Here is a 19,317-nt window from a genome sequence, read left to right on the forward strand (position 1 = left end):
TTCCGAAAGGTTTCCCATACAAAGGGAATTCGGCATTCGGGTGGCCTTGTCGCATTACCTGAAAGTGCGCTTGTGTGGGAAAAACCCCTTGCTATGTTGATCGTGCGGGGCCGCACTTCGGGGCATGACCGGCGCGCCGCGAATTGTGGATCTTGTTTGTTCACACGACTATCGAAGGGTGGACCTTGCTGTGACCGTGACCGAATCGGACACTTCCGCCGAAGGTGTCCAGGGGCCGGAAAATCCGCAGCTGAGTTTGGGCAGGGCCGCCGCGCGCAACCTGGCGACGACCACCAAATCCGTTCCGCAGATGCAGGGAATTTCGTCCCGGTGGCTGCTGAAATCGCTCGAATGGGTTCAGGTGAACGGCGGTGCCTACCGGGTCAACCGGCGGCTGAATTACGCGGTCGGTGACGGACGGGTGACCTTCTCGAAGGCGGGCGCCGAGGTGAGCGTGATCCCGGCGGAACTGGGAGAACTGAAGCCGCTCAAGGGATATGACGACGAAGAGGTGCTCGCCGAACTCGCCAGCCGATTCGAACAGCAAGAAGTGGCGGCCGGCGACGTACTGGTCGAATTCGGGCACCGGGCCGACCGGGTCTACCTCATCGCACACGGCAAGATCACCAAGACCGGCCCCGGTCACTACGGTGACGAGACCGCGCTCGGCGTGGTCAAGGACGGTGACTACTTCGGCGCGCAGACCCTCGTCTCCGACGACGGCATCTGGGAATTCACCGCCAAGGCGACCACCGCCTGCACCGTGCTCACTCTGACCCGCCAGGACTTCGAGCGCGTACTGGAACAGTCCGAATCGCTGCAGGCGCAGATCGAGCAGGCCGCACAGGACTCCGGACGCGCCAACGACTTCGGCGAGGCCGAGATCGACATCTCCTCCGGGCACGACGGCGAGCCGCTGCTGCCGGGCACGTTCGTCGACTACGAGACTTCGCCGCGCGAATACGAACTGAGCGTCGCCCAGACGGTGCTCCGGGTCCACAGCCGGGTGTCCGATCTCTACAACCAGCCGATGGACCAGACCGAGCAGCAGTTGCGCCTGACCATCGAAGCGCTGCGTGAGCGGCAAGAGCACGAAATGATCAACAACAAGGACTTCGGCCTGCTCCACAACGCCGACTTCACCCAGCGCATCGCGACGCGCACCGGTCCGCCCACTCCGGACGATTTCGACGACCTGCTCGCGCTGGTGTGGAAGGAACCCGGCTTCTTCCTCGCGCATCCGCGCACGATCGCCGCGTTCAGCCGCGAATGCAGCAAACGAGGGATCTACCCGACCGGCGTCGATCTTGGCGGGCACAAGGTCCCGTCCTGGCGCGGCGTGCCGATCCTGCCCTGCAACAAGATCCCGGTCAGCCAGACCAGCACCAGTTCCGTCCTGCTGATCCGCACCGGCGAGAAGAACCAGGGCGTCGTCGGCCTGCGGCAGATCGGCCTGCCGGACGAATACGAGCCTGGCCTGAACGTCCGGTTCATGGGGATCTCGGAGCAGGCGATCATCTCCTACCTCGTCAGCACCTACTACTCCGCGGCCGTCCTCGTTCCGGACGCGCTCGCCGTCCTCGAAGCCGCCGAACTCGGCCGCGAAGGATGACCGCCACGACGCCGGAGGCCGACCGGCGGCTCAGTCTCGGCCCCGCCGCCGCGCGCAACCTGGCGACGACCACCAAAACGCGGCCGCAGATGCAGAGCATCACGCCGCGCTGGCTGCTGAAGATGCTGCCCTGGGTCGAGGCGTCCGGCGGCACCTTCCGGGTGAACCGGCGGCTGACCTACGCGATCGGCGACGGGCGGGTGAGCTTCACGAACGTCGGCACCGAGGTCCGGGTCGTCCCGCAGGAACTCGCCGAGTTGGCCCTGCTGCGGGGTTTCGACGACGAGGACACGCTGACCGCGCTCGCCGACCGGTTCGTGCAGCACGAGTACCAGCCGGGCGAGACCATCGTCAGCCACGGGTCTCCGCTCGACGAGGTGGTGCTGGTCGCGCACGGCAAGATCGCCAAGGTGGTGCCCGGGGAGTACGGTGCCGAGGCCTCGGTCGGCAGCATGGCCGACGGCGACCACTTCGGTGACGAAATGCTCGCCGGTATCGACCGGAACTGGCCGTTCACCGCCAAGGCCGTCACCCCGGTCATCGTGCTGACCCTGCGCGCGGAAGACTTCGCCGACCTCAACGGCCGGTCCGAGGCGATGCGCCGCCACGTCCAGGACATGCTGGCGCACAAGGGAAAGCCGCAGAACGCCAAGGGCGAGGCCGAGATCGGGATGTCGTCAGGGCACGACGGCGAGCCGCTGCTGCCGGGCACGTTCGTCGACTACGAGATCTCGCCGCGCGAATACGACCTCGCCGTCGCGCAGACGGCGCTGCGGGTGCACACCCGGGTCACCGATCTCTACAACGGGCCGATGAACCAGTTCGACGAGCAGCTCCGGCTGACCGTGGCGGCGCTGCGCGAGCGGCAGGAGCACGACCTGATCAACAACCGCGAGTTCGGGCTGCTGCACAACGCCGACCTCAAATCGCGGTTCCAAACGCGGTCGGGTCCGCCGACCCCCGACGACATGGACGAACTCGTCAGCCGTCGCCGCAAGACGAAGTTCTTCCTCGCCCATCCGAAGGCGATCGCCGCGTTCGGCAGGGAATGCACCCGTCGCGGCCTGTATCCGGAGGGCACCACGGTCGACGGCAAGATCGTCGGCGCGTGGCGCGGGGTGCCGCTGCTGCCCTGCGACAAGATCCCGATCACCGAGCGGGGCACGTCCTCGATCCTCGCCATGCGGACCGGTGTCGAGGACAACGGTGTGATCGGGCTGCACCAGACCGGCCTGCCCGACGAGTACGAGCCGGGCCTGAACGTGCGCTTCGACGGCATCAACGAACAGGCCGTCGCCTCCTACCTGGTCAGCACCTACTACTCGGCCGCCGTGCTCGTTCCGGACGCCCTCGGTGTCCTGGAGAACGTCGAGGTCGCGCGGTGACCACAACGAACAACAACGCTCCAGAAAGGACCACACACGTGACCATCGCCCGCACTCCCGCTCCTGCCAAGGTGCTGCGCACCGAGTACCAGAAGTCGGTGGCGTCGTACTGGAACAAGGAGAAGGATCCGGTCAACCTGCGGCTGGGCGATGTGGACGGGCTCTATCACCACCACTACGGGGTCGGCGAAGTCGACTGGTCGGTGCTGGAGGGTCCCGAGAACACCCGCGACGAGCGGATCATCGCCGAAATGCACCGCTTGGAGACCGCGCAGGCGGACGTCCTGCTCGATCACCTCGGCGACGTGAAGCCGGATGACCGGCTCCTCGACGCCGGCTGCGGACGCGGCGGGACCAGCATCATGGCCAACGCGCGTTTCGGCTGCCACGTCGACGGCATCTCGATCTCGGAGAAGCAGGTCGAGTTCGCCAATCACCAGGCGGAGATCAGGGGCGTCGCCGACCGGGTGCGCTACCACTTCCGCAACATGCTCGACACCGGCTTCGAAACCGGCTCCCGCAAGGCGATCTGGAACAACGAGAGCACGATGTACGTCGACCTCCACGAACTCTTCGCCGAGCACGCGCGGCAGCTGGAGTTCGGCGGGCGGTACGTCACCATCACCGGTTGCTACAACGACGTGACCGGCGGCCGGTCCAAGGCCGTCGCGCAGATCGACCAGCACTACACCTGCAACATCCACCCGCGCAGTGAGTACTTCAAGGCCATGACGGCGAACGACCTGGTGCCGATCTCGGTCGTGGATCTGACTCCGGACACGATCCCGTACTGGGAGCTGCGGGCGAAGTCGTCGGTGGCGACCGGGATCGAAGGGCCGTTCCTGGACGCCTACCGCGAAGGCAGCTTCCACTACCTGCTGATCGCCGCGGACCGCGTCTGATCCCGCGAGACCATCGGAGCGAAGCGATGACCGAACAGGGTGCGCTCGCCACACTGCTGGCCGGTCCGAGCGGCCTGGGCACGTCCGCCGCCCGGCTGGCGGCCCGGCTGACCGCTGTTCCTCAGGAGGCTCCGCCGCCTGAGGAACCCGCTCTCGACCCGGCGTACGCCTACCGGCCGTGGGGTGACGGGTCGGCGCCGCCGTTGTACTGCCCCGTCACCGAACGGATCAACGACCCGCTCGCCGAGGAGGTCGACCGGCGGCTCGTCCGGTGGGCGGGGGAGTGCGGGTTCGACGAGGAGGAGTGCGAGCAGATCGGGAAGGCGGGCTTCGGCAGGCTGGTCATGCTCGCCCACCCGGACTGCGAGGATCCCGACAGGCTGCTGATCTCCGCGCGGCTCAACGCCGCGTGGTGGGCGGCCGACGACCTCTACGCCGACGACACCTCCCTCGGTGCCGTACCGGCCGAGCTGCCGCCGAAGCTCGCGCTGGCGATGGCGGCCATGGACCCGGTGCCGTCGTTGGGTGAATTCAGTCGCGATCTCGACGAAACACTGCGGAACGACCGGGTTCTCGTGGCGCTGGGCTCGGCGACGGACTTCCTGCGGCGATCCGGGACCGCCGCGCAGGTCCAGCGCGTCTGCTACTCGACCTTCGCGATGTTCGTGAGCTGGACCGCCTACGCCGCGTGGCGCCACAGCGGGAAATACCCGCCGGCGTGGGAATACCTCGCGGCACGGCAGCACGACAGCTTCTACACCTCGATGACGTTGATCGACGTCCTCGGTGGTTACGAGCTGACCTCGAACCTGTACTACGACCCTCGGGTCCGGGAGGCGGCGATCCAAGCGGGGACGGCGTCCGTGCTGGTCAACGACGTGCACTCGGTCACCAAGGATCTGGAGGACGAGTCACCGCCCTGCAACGCGGTCCTGCTGATCGCCGACGACCGGAAATGCTCGATCGAGGAGGCCACGGCGATCACCGTCGAATTGCACAACGACGTCGTCCGGGACTTCCAGTCCGCGCACGAGAAGCTCAGCGCGGTCCCTTCCGCCGAACTGCAACGGTTCCTACGCGGGTTGCGAGGGTGGATGGGCGGCGGTTTCGAATGGCACTCGACGAGTCCCCGGTACCGGACAAAACCCAGCGTTTAGTCCTCTGAATGCGGACGGAGGTCAAACGACCCCGGCCTCGATCAACTGACCCCAGATCACACTCTGGTCCACGACCTCGACTTCGAGTTTTTCGGCCTTGGTGAGCTTGCTCGCCCCGACGTCGGCGCCGGTGATCAGCATGTCCGTGTTCGCCGAGACCGAAGACGCGATGGTCGCGCCCGCCCGTTCGCACAGCCGCTGGAAGGTCGGGCGCGGCACCTTCTCGCCGGAGCGGGGGTCGCTGATCGAGCCCGTGACCACGACCGTCTTGCCCTCCAGCGGCGCACCGGCCGAGACGACCGGCGGCAGGTCTTCTTCGCGTACGTCCAGCGAGACTCCGACCTCCCGCAGCCGCTCGAGCTCGGGACGAAGCCGGGTGAGGTGCTCGATCAGGGACGCGGCGACCTTGGGACCGATGTCCTCCACGGCGACGAGGCCTTCCTCGCCGGCGTCGGCGACGGCTTCCAGCGAACCGAACCCTGCCCGGCACAGGCGCGCGGCGGTGCCCTCGGAGGCCATCGGGATCGCGAGCCCGATCAGCGCCCGGCGCAGTCCGACGGCCCGGCTCGCGTCGATCGACTCGATCATGCGGGTGGCTGAGATCTCGCCGATGCGGTCGAACTCCAGCAGCTTTTCCTTGGTGAGCCGGTAGAAGTCCGACGGGTGCTCGAGAATCCCGGCCTCGGCGAGCCGCTCGATCCAGACCCCGCCGATCGCGTCGATGTCCGCAGCCGCGCGCGACGACCAGTGGATCAGCCGCCGGACGGTCTGGGCGGGGCAGGCGACGTTGGTGCAGAACAGTTCCCGGCTGTTGCCCTGTTCGGTCAACGGTTCTTCGCACGACGGGCAGACCGACGGCGGCACGATCTCCCGTTCCTCGCCGGTGCGTTTGGCCGCGTCGAGAACGCCCGCCACGAACGGGATCACGTCGCCCGCGCGGCGTACCAGCACCGTGTCGCCGATCTTGATGCCGCGGGCCTTGATCACCTCTTGGTTGGCCAGCGTCGCCCGGGTGACGGTGCCCCCGCCGACGAACACCGGCTCCAGCCAAGCGACGGGCGCGATCTTGCCGGTCTTGCCGACGTCCCAGACGACATCGGCGAGCACGGTCGTCTTCTCCTCGGCGGCGAATTTGAACGCCAGCGCGCCGCGCGGTGAGCTGGACCTGGTGCCGGCCGCGGCGTACGCGTCGCGATCCGCCAGGCGCAGCACGGCGCCGTCGAGGTCGTAGTCGAGCTCGTTGCGCTGCTGCTCGATGGTCGTGATGACCGCCTGGGCCGCCTCGGCGTCCTCGCAGTGACGCATGTCGGCCGCGGCGAAGCCGAGCGTCCGGAGCGCGCCGTCGAGATCGGTTTCCGCGCTTTCCGGTTCGGTGGAGAGGTCGAAGGCGAAGAACTGGAGACGCCGCTCGGCGACGGTGGCCGGATCCTTGGCGCGCAGGGTGCCGGCGGCGGCGTTGCGCGGGTTGATCAGCGGCTTGTCCGGGTGGACCTTGTTGTAGGCGGCGAAAGTCGAACGCAGCATGACCGCCTCGCCGCGGACCTCGACCCGGCCGGGCGCGTCGACCTTGTCCGGGACGCCGTCGGTCAGCGCCCGGACCAGCATGGTCACGTCGTCGCCCGTGGTCCCGTCGCCGCGGGTGACCGCCCTGGCGAGCCTGCCGTTCTCGTAGACCAGCGCCAGCGACAGGCCGTCGAGCTTCGGCATGACGACCACCGGCTGACCAGGGAACCGGGCGAAGAACGCCTCGACCTGCTCGGGTTTCGTCGCCTTCTCCAGCGACAACATCGGGCGCGAGTGCCGGATGGGCGAGTGCAGGATGGCGGGCGCGCCGACCTGCTCGAGCGGGTTCGGATCCGGGGCCAGCTCGGGGTTCGCCTCGATGAGCCCGCGCAATTCGTCTTCGATCGCGTCGTAGTCGGCGTCGGCGACCTTCGGCGAGCCACGGTAGTAGGCGTCGCGAAGGACGACGATCTGATCGGCGAGTTCTTGGATGCGGTCCCGAGCGTTCACGGGGCAGAGATTACCCGGGACCACCGACAGAACACCGTCCGAAGAGGACTCGTGTCACGGGCTGACGGCGAGCACCAGGAACGCGGCCAGCAGGACCAGGTGCACCCCGCCCTGCAGCCGCGTCGCGCGGCCGGGGACGACGGTGAGCACGCTGACCGCGATCGTCAGCGCCAGCAGCACGATGTGCGTGGCGCCGAGGCCCAGCATCAGCGGGCCGTCCAGCCAGATCGACGCCAGTGCGATGGTCGGGATGGTGAGCCCGATGCTCGCGATCGCCGAACCGTAGGCGAGGTTCAGGCTGGTCTGCATCCGGTCGCGTCGTGCGGCCCTGGTCGCGGCCAGGGTCTCGGGCAGCAGCACCAGCATGGCGATCACGACGCCGACGAACGACTGCGGGAAACCCGCGGCGCGGACCCCCGCTTCGATCGCGGGCGACTCGACCTTCGCCAGGCCGACGACCGCAACCAAGGCGACCAGCAGCAGCCCGAGGCTGGTCAGCGCGGCCTTGTTGGTCGGCGGCTCGGCGTGTACCTCTTCCTTGACCGCGCCCTCGCTGTCCACCGGCAGGAAGAAGTCGCGGTGACGCACGGTCTGCGTGAGCACGAAAAGCCCGTAGAGCAGCAGCGACGCGACAGCTGCGAAGGTGAGCTGCGTGCCGTTGAAGGCCGGACCGGGGGTGCTCGTGGTGAACGTCGGCAGCACGAGGGTGACCGAAGCGAGTGTCGCCACGGTGGCGAGCGCGCCGCCACTGCCTTCGGGGTTGAAGTGCGTCTCGCCGTAGCGGCGGGCGCCGACCATGAGCGAGATGCCGGCGATGCCGTTCATCGTGATCATCACCGCGGCGAACACGGTGTCGCGGGCGAGGGTCCCGGCCTCGGGGCCGCCGGAGGACATCATCGTCACGATCAGCGCGACTTCGATGACCGTGACCGCGATCGCCAGCACCAGGGAGCCGAAGGGTTCCCCGACGCGATGCGCGACCACCTCGGCGTGGTGCACCGCCGCCAGCACCGTGCCGCCGAGCGCGAGCGCGACGATGACCACGGGCACCGGGCCCAGGTCGCGGCCCCAGCTCAGCGCCAGCACGACTATGGCGAGGACCGGCATGACGGTGGTCCAGGACACCGGGAATCGTCTGCGCGAAGCGGCCATGCCGTCACCTTCGCACACTCTGCGTGACGTCGCCCCTTCGTGGGGGTCGTGGGTGACGAAGTCCTCGGCGGATGCACACCGGGGCCGTCACCTTCGACCCTGCGCCGATCGGCTTCGACGGTCCCTTCGGCGGCCATAAGGCCAGCGGACCATCACGAAGGGCGAACGACGGGGATCTTGACGGTGATCCGCTCGTCCGCGGCCACGATCCGCTGAAGGCGGAACCGGCAGAGGGCGTGGAACATCTCGCCCAGCTCTTCGGGATCGATACGGCCTTCGAGGTCACGTTTGCTCGCGTTGAGCACCCGGCTGATCACGGCCGCGGGCACGCGGCCACCGAATTCGCCCATCAGCCAGACACCGATTTCGCCGATCTCGTCCGTGATCGTGCGCTGCGCGGTCATCGGCCGTACCTCTTCGCGTCGGAGGGTCACGACACTCCGACGGGTGACCGGAACACCCATGACGGGATCCTCGCGAGATTGCTCTGCTCGGCCTAACCGCGCGGCGTCGGTTGCACCGAACCGTGCAGCGGGCCGGACCGATCTCCGGGAGAACCCCGATGTGACCGGCAACCGGGTGTGCCAGCCTCGAAGCTGACCATTGTGGACAGTCAGGGAGGAGGGCGCACGCGTAGTGGCCCCGGCAAGTGATGAAGAGACCACACGATGGATAGCGGAGCTGACGGCGCTCTGTGAGCTTTACCGGTCCGCGGAGATCGCGGGATCGACGGAGGCGGTGTCACACGCGGGGTGGCACACCGGAGCCCGGATCGGGACGAGTACCGCGGACGGGCGGATGCTGGCCTACCACGATTCGGGTGTCGAGGCGGAATGCGTCTTCCGGGAGGGAGAGCGCACGCTGTTCAACATCATGAGCACCGGTTACGGGCGCGACACCGGCGAGCGCGGGTTCGCCGTGTGGAGCAGACGGCCGGGCGTGCTCGGAGCGATCGACCCCGGAGTGACGCGGCTGGAGGTGACCGATGCGGACGGCGATGTCGTCCAGGCCGCGATCGTGGCGCACACCTTCGCGGTGGACGTGGATCTCGGCCCGGTGCCCCAGACGATCGACGAGATTTTCGCCCCATGGGAGCCGCCGGAGCTGACGGTCCGGGTGTACGGCGAGGGCGACTCGCTGCGGTACGAAGGTCCTCTGCTGACCGCGTGAAAGTAGATTCGAGAAGCGGCAACGCCCGGGCTGCCCGCCGTGCTTGAACAGCGAACTCGCGTGATTGAAGGCGTAACTCGCGTGATTGGAGCCGCATCACGCGAGTTACGCCTCCAAGCACGCATGATGCGACCTCACGCACGCGAGTTACGCCTTCAATCACGCGAGTTACGGCCCAACGTGTAGGCGCCCTTCGCCACGGCGAAGGGCGCCTACACGTACCTGCGAGGTCAGCCGTTCGGAGTCGTGATCACCGCGAACGTGGAGCCCTGACTGGCGATCCGTTCGCTGAGGTCGGTCGTGATCGTCTCGATCGGCGCGTAGTTGTTCAGCTCACCGGCCTGGCAGGGGCCCGATCGGGACTGCTGGTTGCCGACCAGGATGCCCAATGCCGCGTGGTCGGCCTGGCTGAACAGCGGTCCGCCGCTGTCACCCGGACGGGCGCAGAGGTCGGTGTTGATGCCGACGTCCGTGGACAGGACGCGTCCGCAGCGGGTCCCGACGAGGTAGCCGGCGCCCGCGCCGCTGTCGACGGAATCGGGGTAGTTCACCGCACTCGACGCCGTCCCGGAGGCGCAGACGACATACCCGGCCTTGATGTCGGCGAGCTTGCGAGCACTGGTGATGTACTCGTCGACCGAGGTGGCCTGCGCGCCGCACGGGGTGTCACCGTTGCTGTCCATACCGCCGTTGCGGCAGTACTTCAGCACGCGGTTGCGGCCGGTCTGGCCTTCGAGCCACTGCGTCGCCGCCGCGTCGTTCACGTACGGCAGTGCCGCGTAGTCGTACGGGTAGGAGCTCTTCTCGATGCCGTGCTGCTGCAGCACGTCGTTGCCGTTGTGCTGCGTCGGCGTGTTGTTGGTCTTGGTCCGCATGCAATGTCCAGCCGTGAGCACCCAGCCCTTGCCGGGGAAACCGCCGCCGGTCGACCGCAGGTTGAAGCCGCTGGTGCAACCACCCCAGGTGCCGTTGTCGCGCTTCATGTCCAGCCGGAGGCCGCCGCGCATCGGGCCGTAGTTCGTGCAGTAGAGCGGATGACAGAAACCCAGATCCACGTTCGCCGTGGACAGCGCGTTCGGGTTCTTCAGCACGCGCGAGACGACCATGCCGGATTCCGCTGCCGCGGCCTGGTGCGCGGCGTTCGTTTCGGCGGCCGCGGCCCGGACGGCCGCCTTCTCCTGCGCCACCCAGTCGCGTTCCCAAAGCACGACACGGTTTTCGGACTCGCTCACCGAAGGCAGGTACACCGCGTCCGGACCGGCGCCGACCTTGGCCGCGACGCGTTCCTTCGCCGCCGTGAGCTGCTGCAACGAATGCTGCACCTGTTGCGTGCGAACGGCGGAGCGGGCGGGCATCGCCTTCAGATACGGCTCGGCCGCCGAGGGCTTGGTCATCGCCACGACCAGTTGCCCCTTGTCCTGGTCGAGCCACATGCCGCCGTACTCCGCGCCGCGGTCGCGGCGGAGCAGTTCGTCCAGTTTCCGGCTGTCGGTCTGGAGTTCCAGACGCCGCAACGCCTCCTGTTCGCTCACTCGGTAGTTCTCGACCAGATAACGCGTCGACTCCCGCACCGAAGCGGGGTCGAGCGAGGTGTGGAACGACTGCACGGTTTCGGCCGTCGCCGGACTGCCCAGTGCCATGGTCGCTGCCAGCACCGAAGCGGCCAGCGCCCCCAGTCTTCTAGCTCTCCGCACGAGATCTCCTCACATGTCGGGCGTTCGCGATCATTCAACCGGACGCCGCCACACGCGTGGGGAGATTTTCCGACAATGCCGGGCGCCCCGTGCCCGCGATGCGGCGGGCACGGGGCGCGATTCGTCACAGACTGGGCTCTCGGCGCTGTTTTCCTTGGCGGGACTTGACGATCCAGGCGCAGAAGAGCGTCAGGAGACCGACACTGGTCCCCGCCGAAACCCCGATTTGCGGGGTGCTGATCCTGACGACGCCGACGACGATTCCGCCACCGATCGTCAGCAGGAGACACATCCGCAGGGTCGGGGCCCAGCCGGCGAGGACCGCCATCGCCAGGCAGAGCCAGCTGTCGCGCGCCTGCTCCTTGCGATGGCGTCCCGGTGTCCTCAGGAGCGGCCGCGCCGTGCGGATCATTTCCGCGGACGTCGCGACTCGCCGAACCGGCCTTTCGGCGTGTTCGATGACGACTTTGACCCGTTGGGGCGGCTCGTTGTCTGGTGTCTTCGTGTTGTCGGGCTGTAAGGTCACGACCGTCCTGTCCTTGTTCTAGCGAGCGGGCGAATGGACATCCGCGTGGCCTCCTGTGACAGCAGGGGGCCACGCGTGCGTTACCGGTTCTTGACCGGTGCGGCTGAGGACATCTTGGCGAAAGCAGACTGTGACCGTTCAGTAGTACTGCGTGTGTCTCGATGAACGGTATGCACGCGTCGCTCAACGGTCTGGGTGACCACGAAAACTACTAAAAGTAGTGGGTGGGACCGAATGGACCAGTGCCGCCGGGAGGCCTTCGCGGCCCGGCATCTTGCCTTCCCGGTGTCATCGGGGCATTTACAACGGCAAGGAAGTCCGCAGGTGGAGGCCAACGTCGATGCGATCGCGCGTGGCGCTCTCGCATTGTGCGAAATGCTGATCGCAACTGCCGGGTACGGTCGAACTTCGCCCAAGGTCGACGAGATTCGAGCATCCATGCTCACGGTGGGTTCACTCGAACAGGCGGGTGCTCACCCGTAGTCGCCTCGCTCGGCTCACCAACAGCGAGTGACCGCTCAGCCGAGCAGGAGGAGCGCGTAGTAGGCAAGGAAGTGTTCGACCATGTAGGCGCCGCCGGTGGTCTGAGCGAGCGAAGCGTGGGTATGAGCGTGTGTGGCTTCGAGGGCGGCACGAATCCGGTCGTCCTGGTCGGGGAGTGCGGCCGCGATGCGGTGCCAGCACCACGCCCGGTGCAGGTTGAGACCGTGCAGATGGGCGAGTTGTCCGTCGGAGGTGTCCGTCACGGTCGCCGGGGTGAAGAGGGGCGTGGGTTTCCGTTCCGCGATACCAGGAAGAAAGGCGTCCAGCCAATCCGCGAACTCGGCCGCGGGCATCAGGCGGGACATGAGCTCGGCCTCGGCGAGGGCGGGGGACAGGAAGTCGGCTCCTGACGGTTCCCAGGAGCCGGGGTAATCGCGGTCGGATCCGAACCAGCGCCAAGCCGTCTCGATGAGGAGGCGGTGCAGCCGCGGGTCGCCGTGGTCAGCGAGGTACTCCGCGTACGGAAGAGCGCGGGACAACCCGAACGCGCCGTTGTCATGCACCCCGTACCGGATCGGGTAGGTGGCACGGGGAAGCCAGTCGAGGTAGCGGTTCACGAAGACCGCGCTCAAGCGGTGCAATCCCGCTGACCAACGCGTGGCGTCCGGATCGTCCCAGGTGGCGACTTCGCAGGTGAGTTCCAGCAGTGCCGACCAGCCGTACGGGCGCTGGGTGTTGCGCTGCTCCTCAGGGGCGAAGTACGAGATCTCGCCTGAGAGCGCTTCGGTGGTCAGGTGCTCACCGAGAAGGGTGCGGATCTCCTCGGCGGGCACGAGTTCGGGGTGATGACGGAGCAAACGCACGAGGACCCAGAACATCTCCACGCAGGAATGCCAGTCGAAACTGCCGTAGAAGCACGGATGCGACAGTTTCGGCGAGCGGATGGGCACGCCTTCGAGGTGCCAGTGACTCTCGTGGTGCGGATATTCGCGTACGACGTTCGTCAACGCCGTCCTGGCGAGCGCGCCGGCATTCGACTTCAGCAGCCGGCCGCGTTCGGTATCCCATTCTGTCATCGGACCGCCCCCTCACTCACGAGGTTACGATGCGGGAGTGGACGAACGACCGATCACCACGGCGCAGCGCAACTTCCGGCGGGTCGCCGAAGAGCTGGAAAGCATGGGGACCCAGGATCGTTTCACCTACATCTTCCGCTCCCGGCTGTGGAGTTCCTCCTCGGTCTCCGGGCCCGGTTCGGAGTCGGTCCAGACGCGGGAATTGAGCGACCGGCTGCCCGCCCTCCTCGAACGTTTTGGGGTGCGCACCCTGCTCGACCTGCCGTGCGGCGACTACGGCTGGCTCAGTGAAGTGGGCCTGGATCTCGACCGGTACATCGGTGCCGACATCGTTCCCGACCTGATCGAGATGAACGCCGAACGGTTCCGGGACGACCCGGTCCACGAGTTCCGGGTACTCGATCTGACCGGTGATCCGCTACCGTCTGCCGACCTCGTGTTGTGCCGGGATTGCCTGGTCCATCTGAGTTTCGCCGATATCGGGCGGGCCCTGCGCAATCTGCGGCGGAGCGGTTCCCGGTACCTGCTGACCACGACCTTCACCGAACTGCGGACCAACACCGACATCGTGACCGGCGACTGGCGGCCGCTGAATCTGTGCCGGGAGCCGTTCGGGTTCCCGGAGCCGCTGGCCGTGCTGGTCGAGGGGTGTACCGAGGAGGGCGGCGCCTACGCGGACAAGTCCTTGGGCTTGTGGGAGATCTCCGCGATCACGGACTGAACGGCTCACCGAAGCGGGAAGTCGGCGCCGTGCTCCTCCTGTGGTCGAGGGCCGTGGATGCGCCGGTCGCTCTCGGAGATGGCGACGTCGTTGATGCTCGCTTCGCGACGGCTCATGAGACCGTGCTCGTCGAACTCCCACAGTTCGTTGCCGTAGCTGCGCCACGATCGACCGGCCCGGTCGTGCCATTCGTACTGGAAGCGGACGGCGATCCGGTCGTCGGTGAACGTCCAAAGGTTCTTGCGCAGCGCGTAATCCAGTTCCCGTTCCCACTTCCCGGTCAGGAACGCGACGATCTCCTCGCGGCCTCGGACGAAGGTCTCCCGGTTCCGCCACACCGAATCCGGCGTGTACGCCAACGTCACCTTTAGGGGGTCGCGGGTGTTCCAGGCATCCTCTGCCGCTTGGACTTTCCGCAGTGCCGTCTCGCGGGTGAACGGTGGGCAGGGCGGGCGTACTTCGGTCATCGTCGAACCTCCGCAGGTGGAGAACGTGCGTTCTCTACGTCTGGCGCCTACGATAGGGAACGACCGTTCTCAACGTCAAGGAGACCCGATGCCGGCCGCCGTCACCGAGGAGCAGAACCGCGTGGATCGCGAAGCCCTGCTCGATGCCGCCGAGAAACTCTTCTACGAGAACGGCATCCAGGCGGTCGGCATGGACCAGGTCCGCGCGGCGTCCGGCCTCTCGCTCAAGCGCATCTACCGGTTCTTCGAAGCCAAGGAAGATCTCGTGGTGGCGATGCTCAGACGGCGTGATGCGCGCTGGCGGGGCAGCCTGGCCGCCCATGTGGAGCGGCTCGCGGATCCCCGCGAGCGGGTGCTCTCGATCTTCGACTGGCTTGCGGAGTGGTTCGCCGAACCGGGCTTCCGCGGCTGCGCCTGGATCAACGCCCACGGCGAACTCGGCTCGTCGTCCGAGGCGGTCCTGGCGGAGGTGCGAGCACACAAGCAGGCGTTTCGCGAGCAGATCGACACCTGGGTGCGGGCCGCGGGCGGGTCGGTGACCGAACCGGTCTACCTGCTCGCCGAAGGGGCCATCGTGACGGCGGGGATCAGCGGTGATCCGGCGCCTGCGCGTCAGGCGCGTGAGGCGGTCGCGGCACTACTCGGGCGCGCGTGACCACGAGGTTTCGCGGGTCAGGACCGGCTTAGCCGCTCGTCGATCTCGTCGAGGATTTCGGCCACGCTCGCCCAGTCGGACCGGTAGATCCCTTCGCTGGCGTACCACTCCATCACGCAGCCGTGGTGCTCGCCTGTCCGCAGATCTACGCACAGCAGGCCTCCGTCGATGGCCCGGCCGATGGGGAGGTTCGCCGTGCAGTACGGGAATCCGTCCTGGCCCGCCTGCTTGCGGTGCGTTCCTTCCGGGGCGCAGCAACCAGGGTCCGGGTACTGTGACTGCCTGGCGTACTCCTCCTCGGCTCGCGCCACCGACAGCGGCAGGTAGCCCTTCGGGATCAGGTCTCCGGCTCCGTGCACGCGCTCGTCGTCGACGCCGTCCATGAGGGCCCACCAGGTGAGCAGCTCAGGCGGGAGTTCTAGGCCGACGCGATCTCGCAGGCGCGCGACGTGCGCGGCCGGCGCCGGTGGCCGGATTTCCCGCGCGGTGGCGGGTGCGTGTTCGGACAGCAAGGTGATGATGCGCCGCCAGGTCGCTTCCACCGGTGCACCCTAGCGAGAATCGGCGCGATCAGGTGACTGGAGGCGGGTCGGCAGGCCCCAGGCCTCCGCAACGCGTTCCGGGGTCAGCACCGACGCCGGTTCGCCTTCGCCGACGAGCCGGCCGTTCTGGAGCAGCAGGCAGTGATCGGCCCGGCCCGCCACCTCCAGATCGTGGGTGACGCGCAGGACGGTCGTGCCTTCGGCGAGGGTGGCGCGCAGGGCTTCTTCGATCAGGCCGCGGGCGTGCAGGTCGAGCCCGGCCGATGGCTCGTCGAGCAGCAGTAGCCCGGCTTGCTGAGCCAGCCCCTGCGCGACCAGTGCCCGCTGGCGTTGCCCGCCGGACAACGTGCCGATCAACCGGTCCGCGATCGACGTGATCTCCAGTAGCTCCAGGCATTCCGCGACGATCTTACGGTCCATCTTGGACAGTCGTCGCCAGTGCCCGCGGTGCGCCCAGCGTCCCATCGTGACGGTGGCGCGGACGGTGATCGGCAGCGACCGCGACACCTCGCTCTGCTGGGTCACGTAGGCGACGCGTCCAGGGTTCCGCCGGGTCACCGAGCCGGTGGTCGGCGGGAGCACGCCCGCGACGAGGTTCAGCAGCGACGACTTCCCCGCTCCGTTCGCGCCGGCGATGGCGGTGAGCCGCGCCGACGGGACCTGGGCGGTGATCCCGCGCAGCACCTCGCGGGAGCCGTAGTGGGCGTGCGCGCGGTCGATGGTGAGCGCCGCTGTGTCCGGGGTCATCGACACCTCTTTCAGATAATGACAATCATTACCACTATAGTGTGACGCGTGGAGTGGTTGCTGATCCCCTTCGAGGTGTCGTTCGTGCAGCGTGCGCTGGTGGCGGGAGTGCTCGTTTCGGCGGTGTGCGCCGTCGTGGGCACCTGGGTGGTGTTGCGCGGCATGGCGTTCATCGGCGATGCGATGTCGCACGGCATGTTGCCCGGCGTGGCGATCGCCTCGCTGACCAGCGTGAACCTGCTGATCGGCGCGGCGATCAGCGCCGGGGTGATGGCGCTCGGCGTGACCGCGCTCGGCCGTTCGCGCCGGTTGTCCGAGGACACCACGATCGGGCTGCTCTTCGTCGGCATGCTCGCGAGCGGCGTGATCATCGTGTCCCACTCCCGGTCGTTCGCGGTCGATCTCACCGGCTTCCTGTTCGGCGACGTGCTCGCCGTCGGATCGGGTGACCTGGTGGGCCTCGCGATCACCCTTCTGGTCGTGGGGGCGGTGGCGCTGGCGGGGCACCGTTCGTTCACCGCGCTCACCTTCGACGTCCGCAAAGCGCACACACTGGGGCTTCGGCCACGCCTGGCCAACGCGGTGCTGCTCGGGCTGGTCACGTTGACGATCGTCGCGTCGTTCCGCGTCGTGGGGACGTTGCTGGTGTTCGGGCTGCTCATCGCCCCCGCCGCGGCGGCGCTCTTCTGGTCGCGGCGGATCACCACGATCATGCTCATCGCGGCGTTGCTCGGCATCGCCGCCACGGTCGGCGGCCTGCTCGTGTCCTGGCATTGGGGCACCGCGGCGGGCGCGACCATCGCCGCCGGCGCGGTCCTCCTGTTCTTCCTTTCCGCGTTCCTGTCCTTCGTACGACAGCGATTCCGTTCCCTGACACCGGAGATCGAGAGCTCACGATGAAACTGAAAGCAGTGACGGTCGTCGTCGCGGCGCTGACCCTGGCGGCGTGCGGCTCTGAGCAGCCGAAGGAGGTGACCCCGGAAGTCCCGCACGGCTACGTCGAAGGCGCCGAAGAGGCAGCCGAAGCGCAGTCGCGGCTGATCGTCGCCGACACGGACACCGGCGCCGTACGCGTCGTCGACCTGATCACCGAAGAGGTGCACGAGGTCGGGCGAGTCGACGGCGTGCGAACCGTGACCGGTGACGGCCGCTTCGGCTACCTGACCGCTCACGACGGCACGACCCGGGTGATCGACAGCGGCTCGTGGATGGTCGACCACGGTGACCACGTCCACTACTACCGGGCGAAGGTCCGGGATGTCGGCGTCGCACCCGGCAAGGAACCCCTCGCGGCCTACAGTGATCCCGCCGTCACCGCACTGTCCTATTCGGATGGTTCGGCGACGTTGCTGGACCGTGCCGCGCTCGACAAGGGTTCCGTGGCCGAGCTGGGGAAGATCACGCGTGAGCCGCACGCCGGTGTGGCGATCCCGTACGGCGGGCACATCATCGCCACGGTGGCCGACACCGGAAAACCGCTCGCCCGCGGCGTGCGCGTCCACGACCGCCAGGGCAAGGCCGTGGCGGAGATCGACCAGCCGTGCCCCGACTTGCAGGGGCAGGCCGTGACCAGACGCGGAGTCGTCTTCGGCTGCGCGGACGGCGCCTTGCTGGTGACCGAGAAGGACGGCGCGTTCGCCGGGGCGAAGATCCCGTACCCGCGCGCTGTCACCGCGCAGGAACGCGCCAACGCCTTCTTCCACCGGCCCGGAAGCTCCACGCTCGCGGCACGGGCGGGGGAGTCCGCGGTGTGGTCACTGGACGTCGGGCGCCGTAGCTGGCAGCACGTCGAGACCGGCCCGGTCGCCGCGGTGAACGCCGTCGGGGAGGGCGGCCCGCTACTGGTCCTCGCCCGGGACGGAAAGCTTCGCTCCTTCGACGGCGCCGGCAAGGAACAGACGGCGATCCCGCTCCTGACCCCGGAGGCGACCGCCGCCGGCGTTCCGTCGATCCAGGTCGATTCCACCCGAGCCTACGTCAACAATCCGCTCTCGGCCGAGGTGTACGAAATCGACTACAACGACAACCTCCGGCGCGCCAGGACCCTGAAGGTCGGCGGCAAGGCGGGCCACATCGTGGAGACCGGCCGATGAGGCGCCGCGTACTCGCCCTGTTCGTGGTGGCGCTGCTGGCGGCGGCCGGCTGTTCCGGGACCGGCGGGGGCGGCAAGTCGATCGTCGTCACGACGAACATCCTCGGCGACATCACTCGTGCCGTGGTCGGCGATCAGGCCGAGGTGACGGTGTTGATGAAGCCGAACGCGGACCCGCATTCCTTCGGTATCTCCGCGCAGCAGGCGGCCCAGGTCGAACGTGCCGGTCTGATCGTCTACAACGGACTCGGGCTCGAAGAGGGAATCCTGCGCACCGTCCGCACCGCGGAGGAAAGCGGCGTACCGGCGTTGCCCGCTGGGGAGCGGGCGAACCCGATCAGTTACGCCGACAACAAGCCCGATCCCCACTTCTGGACGGATCCGGCACGGGTGCGCGACGCGGTGAAGGCGATCGCCGACGAAGTCGTCGCCCATGTCGACGGGGTCGACGAAGCGGTGATCCGCGCCAACGCCGAACGCTATCGCGGGGAGATCGAGGCGCTCGACAGGATGATGGCCGAGAAGTTCGGCGGGATTCCGCCGGAACGCCGGAAACTGGTCACGAATCACCACGTGTTCGGGTACCTGGCCCAGCGGTTCGGGTTCCAGGTCGTCGGCGCGGTGATCCCCGGCGGAACCACGCTCGCCTCACCGAGCTCCTCGGATCTGAAGGCCCTCGCCGACACCGTCCGCGCGGCGGGAGTGCCGGTGATCTTCGCCGATTCCTCGCAACCGGACCGGCTCGCCCGGGTCTTGGCCGAGCAGGCCGGGCTGCACGTCCAGGTGGCCCCGTTGTTCTCGGAATCGCTCAGTGAACCAGGCCAGGGCGCGGCCACCTATCTGGAAATGATGCGCGCCAACACCGAATCGATCACCACCGGTTTGACCCGTTCCTGACCGGAACAGACGAAAGGCACAGGAAA

The 19,317-nt window shown here is 67.7% G+C and carries 19 protein-coding genes; 10 read left to right on the top strand and 9 right to left on the bottom strand.

All coding sequences use genetic code 11. The annotated features are described in order from the left end of the window. Positions 1-190: 190 nt before the first annotated feature. Genes H4W30_RS19540 through H4W30_RS19555 form a run of 4 tightly spaced genes read left to right on the top strand, consistent with a single transcriptional unit; the run spans position 191 to position 5,056 of the window. Positions 191-1,612, top strand: coding sequence for a family 2B encapsulin nanocompartment shell protein (locus H4W30_RS19540; protein WP_192744186.1), 1,422 nt, complete (start codon positions 191-193; stop codon positions 1,610-1,612). After that, the gene (locus tag H4W30_RS19545; protein ID WP_192744187.1) at positions 1,609-2,997 is read left to right on the top strand and encodes a family 2B encapsulin nanocompartment shell protein; all 1,389 of its coding nucleotides are present in this window, start codon (positions 1,609-1,611) and stop codon (positions 2,995-2,997) included. Before H4W30_RS19540 ends, H4W30_RS19545 begins: the two co-directional genes overlap by 4 nt. 38 nt (positions 2,998-3,035) lie before the next feature. Beyond that, positions 3,036-3,899: a geranyl diphosphate 2-C-methyltransferase gene (locus tag H4W30_RS19550; RefSeq protein ID WP_192744188.1), complete on the top strand. Its 864-nt coding sequence runs from the start codon at positions 3,036-3,038 to the stop codon at positions 3,897-3,899. 26 nt (positions 3,900-3,925) lie between these two features. Then, positions 3,926-5,056, top strand: coding sequence for a family 2 encapsulin nanocompartment cargo protein terpene cyclase (locus H4W30_RS19555; RefSeq protein ID WP_192744189.1), 1,131 nt, complete (start codon positions 3,926-3,928; stop codon positions 5,054-5,056). Between the two features lie 21 nt (positions 5,057-5,077). Here the strand turns inward: H4W30_RS19555 and ligA are convergent, their stop codons facing one another. The 3 genes from ligA to H4W30_RS19570 all read right to left on the bottom strand — a co-directional run bounded on the left by ligA (position 5,078) and on the right by H4W30_RS19570 (position 8,625). Further along, complete coding sequence (gene ligA / locus H4W30_RS19560; protein ID WP_192744190.1) at positions 5,078-7,069, bottom strand: NAD-dependent DNA ligase LigA; 1,992 nt, start codon at positions 7,067-7,069, stop codon at positions 5,078-5,080. A 54-nt stretch (positions 7,070-7,123) separates the two neighbouring features. Beyond that, the gene (locus H4W30_RS19565) at positions 7,124-8,221 is read right to left on the bottom strand and encodes a calcium:proton antiporter (protein WP_192744191.1); all 1,098 of its coding nucleotides are present in this window, start codon (positions 8,219-8,221) and stop codon (positions 7,124-7,126) included. 152 nt (positions 8,222-8,373) lie between these two features. After that, on the bottom strand, positions 8,374-8,625 hold the full coding sequence (locus tag H4W30_RS19570) for a hypothetical protein (protein WP_192744192.1): 252 nt from the start codon (positions 8,623-8,625) through the stop codon (positions 8,374-8,376). Between the two features lie 334 nt (positions 8,626-8,959). Here H4W30_RS19570 and H4W30_RS19575 point away from each other — a divergent pair, with 334 nt between their 5' ends. Then, entirely contained in the window at positions 8,960-9,391 is a 432-nt protein-coding gene (locus tag H4W30_RS19575; protein ID WP_318780624.1) for a hypothetical protein, read from the top strand. A gap of 230 nt (positions 9,392-9,621) precedes the next feature. On the opposite strand, the gene H4W30_RS19580 is transcribed toward H4W30_RS19575, so the two are convergent. The 3 genes from H4W30_RS19580 to H4W30_RS19590 all read right to left on the bottom strand — a co-directional run bounded on the left by H4W30_RS19580 (position 9,622) and on the right by H4W30_RS19590 (position 13,170). Continuing rightward, positions 9,622-11,085 carry a trypsin-like serine protease gene (locus H4W30_RS19580; RefSeq protein WP_318780625.1) on the bottom strand — a complete coding sequence of 488 codons (1,464 nt, stop codon included), beginning with the start codon at positions 11,083-11,085 and terminating at the stop codon, positions 9,622-9,624. Between the two features lie 124 nt (positions 11,086-11,209). Next, the gene (locus tag H4W30_RS19585; protein ID WP_225949774.1) at positions 11,210-11,611 is read right to left on the bottom strand and encodes a hypothetical protein; all 402 of its coding nucleotides are present in this window, start codon (positions 11,609-11,611) and stop codon (positions 11,210-11,212) included. A 518-nt stretch (positions 11,612-12,129) separates the two neighbouring features. Next, complete coding sequence (locus H4W30_RS19590; RefSeq protein WP_192744194.1) at positions 12,130-13,170, bottom strand: DUF2891 domain-containing protein; 1,041 nt, start codon at positions 13,168-13,170, stop codon at positions 12,130-12,132. A gap of 37 nt (positions 13,171-13,207) precedes the next feature. Between H4W30_RS19590 and H4W30_RS19595 the strand changes: the two genes are divergently transcribed. Further along, positions 13,208-13,891: a class I SAM-dependent methyltransferase gene (locus H4W30_RS19595; protein WP_192744195.1), complete on the top strand. Its 684-nt coding sequence runs from the start codon at positions 13,208-13,210 to the stop codon at positions 13,889-13,891. Between the two features lie 5 nt (positions 13,892-13,896). On the opposite strand, the gene H4W30_RS19600 is transcribed toward H4W30_RS19595, so the two are convergent. Further along, a complete protein-coding gene (locus tag H4W30_RS19600) occupies positions 13,897-14,358 on the bottom strand; it encodes a nuclear transport factor 2 family protein (protein WP_192744196.1) in 462 nt (153 codons plus the stop codon). An 88-nt stretch (positions 14,359-14,446) separates the two neighbouring features. Here H4W30_RS19600 and H4W30_RS19605 point away from each other — a divergent pair, with 88 nt between their 5' ends. Beyond that, on the top strand, positions 14,447-15,013 hold the full coding sequence (locus H4W30_RS19605; RefSeq protein ID WP_192744197.1) for a TetR/AcrR family transcriptional regulator: 567 nt from the start codon (positions 14,447-14,449) through the stop codon (positions 15,011-15,013). Between the two features lie 17 nt (positions 15,014-15,030). On the opposite strand, the gene H4W30_RS19610 is transcribed toward H4W30_RS19605, so the two are convergent. Both H4W30_RS19610 and aztA read right to left on the bottom strand, forming a co-directional pair. Further along, on the bottom strand, positions 15,031-15,555 hold the full coding sequence (locus H4W30_RS19610; RefSeq protein ID WP_318780626.1) for an SMI1/KNR4 family protein: 525 nt from the start codon (positions 15,553-15,555) through the stop codon (positions 15,031-15,033). 9 nt (positions 15,556-15,564) lie between these two features. Further along, a complete protein-coding gene (gene aztA, locus H4W30_RS19615; protein WP_192744198.1) occupies positions 15,565-16,302 on the bottom strand; it encodes a zinc ABC transporter ATP-binding protein AztA in 738 nt (245 codons plus the stop codon). 48 nt (positions 16,303-16,350) lie between these two features. On the opposite strand from aztA, the gene aztB reads away from it, so the two are divergent. The 3 genes from aztB to aztC are packed head-to-tail and all read left to right on the top strand — an operon-like array spanning position 16,351 to position 19,291. Next, positions 16,351-17,202 (top strand): zinc ABC transporter permease AztB, encoded by an 852-nt coding sequence (gene aztB / locus H4W30_RS19620; RefSeq protein ID WP_192744199.1) that lies wholly within the window; start codon positions 16,351-16,353, stop codon positions 17,200-17,202. After that, on the top strand, positions 17,199-18,395 hold the full coding sequence (locus H4W30_RS19625; protein ID WP_192744200.1) for a hypothetical protein: 1,197 nt from the start codon (positions 17,199-17,201) through the stop codon (positions 18,393-18,395). The genes aztB and H4W30_RS19625 overlap by 4 nt, the downstream gene beginning before the upstream one ends. Then, positions 18,392-19,291, top strand: coding sequence for a zinc ABC transporter substrate-binding protein AztC (aztC, locus tag H4W30_RS19630; protein WP_192744201.1), 900 nt, complete (start codon positions 18,392-18,394; stop codon positions 19,289-19,291). Before H4W30_RS19625 ends, aztC begins: the two co-directional genes overlap by 4 nt. The last annotated feature ends 26 nt before the right edge of the window (positions 19,292-19,317 follow it).

The organism is Amycolatopsis roodepoortensis (genome assembly GCF_014873915.1).
Lineage (GTDB): Bacteria > Actinomycetota > Actinomycetes > Mycobacteriales > Pseudonocardiaceae > Amycolatopsis > Amycolatopsis roodepoortensis.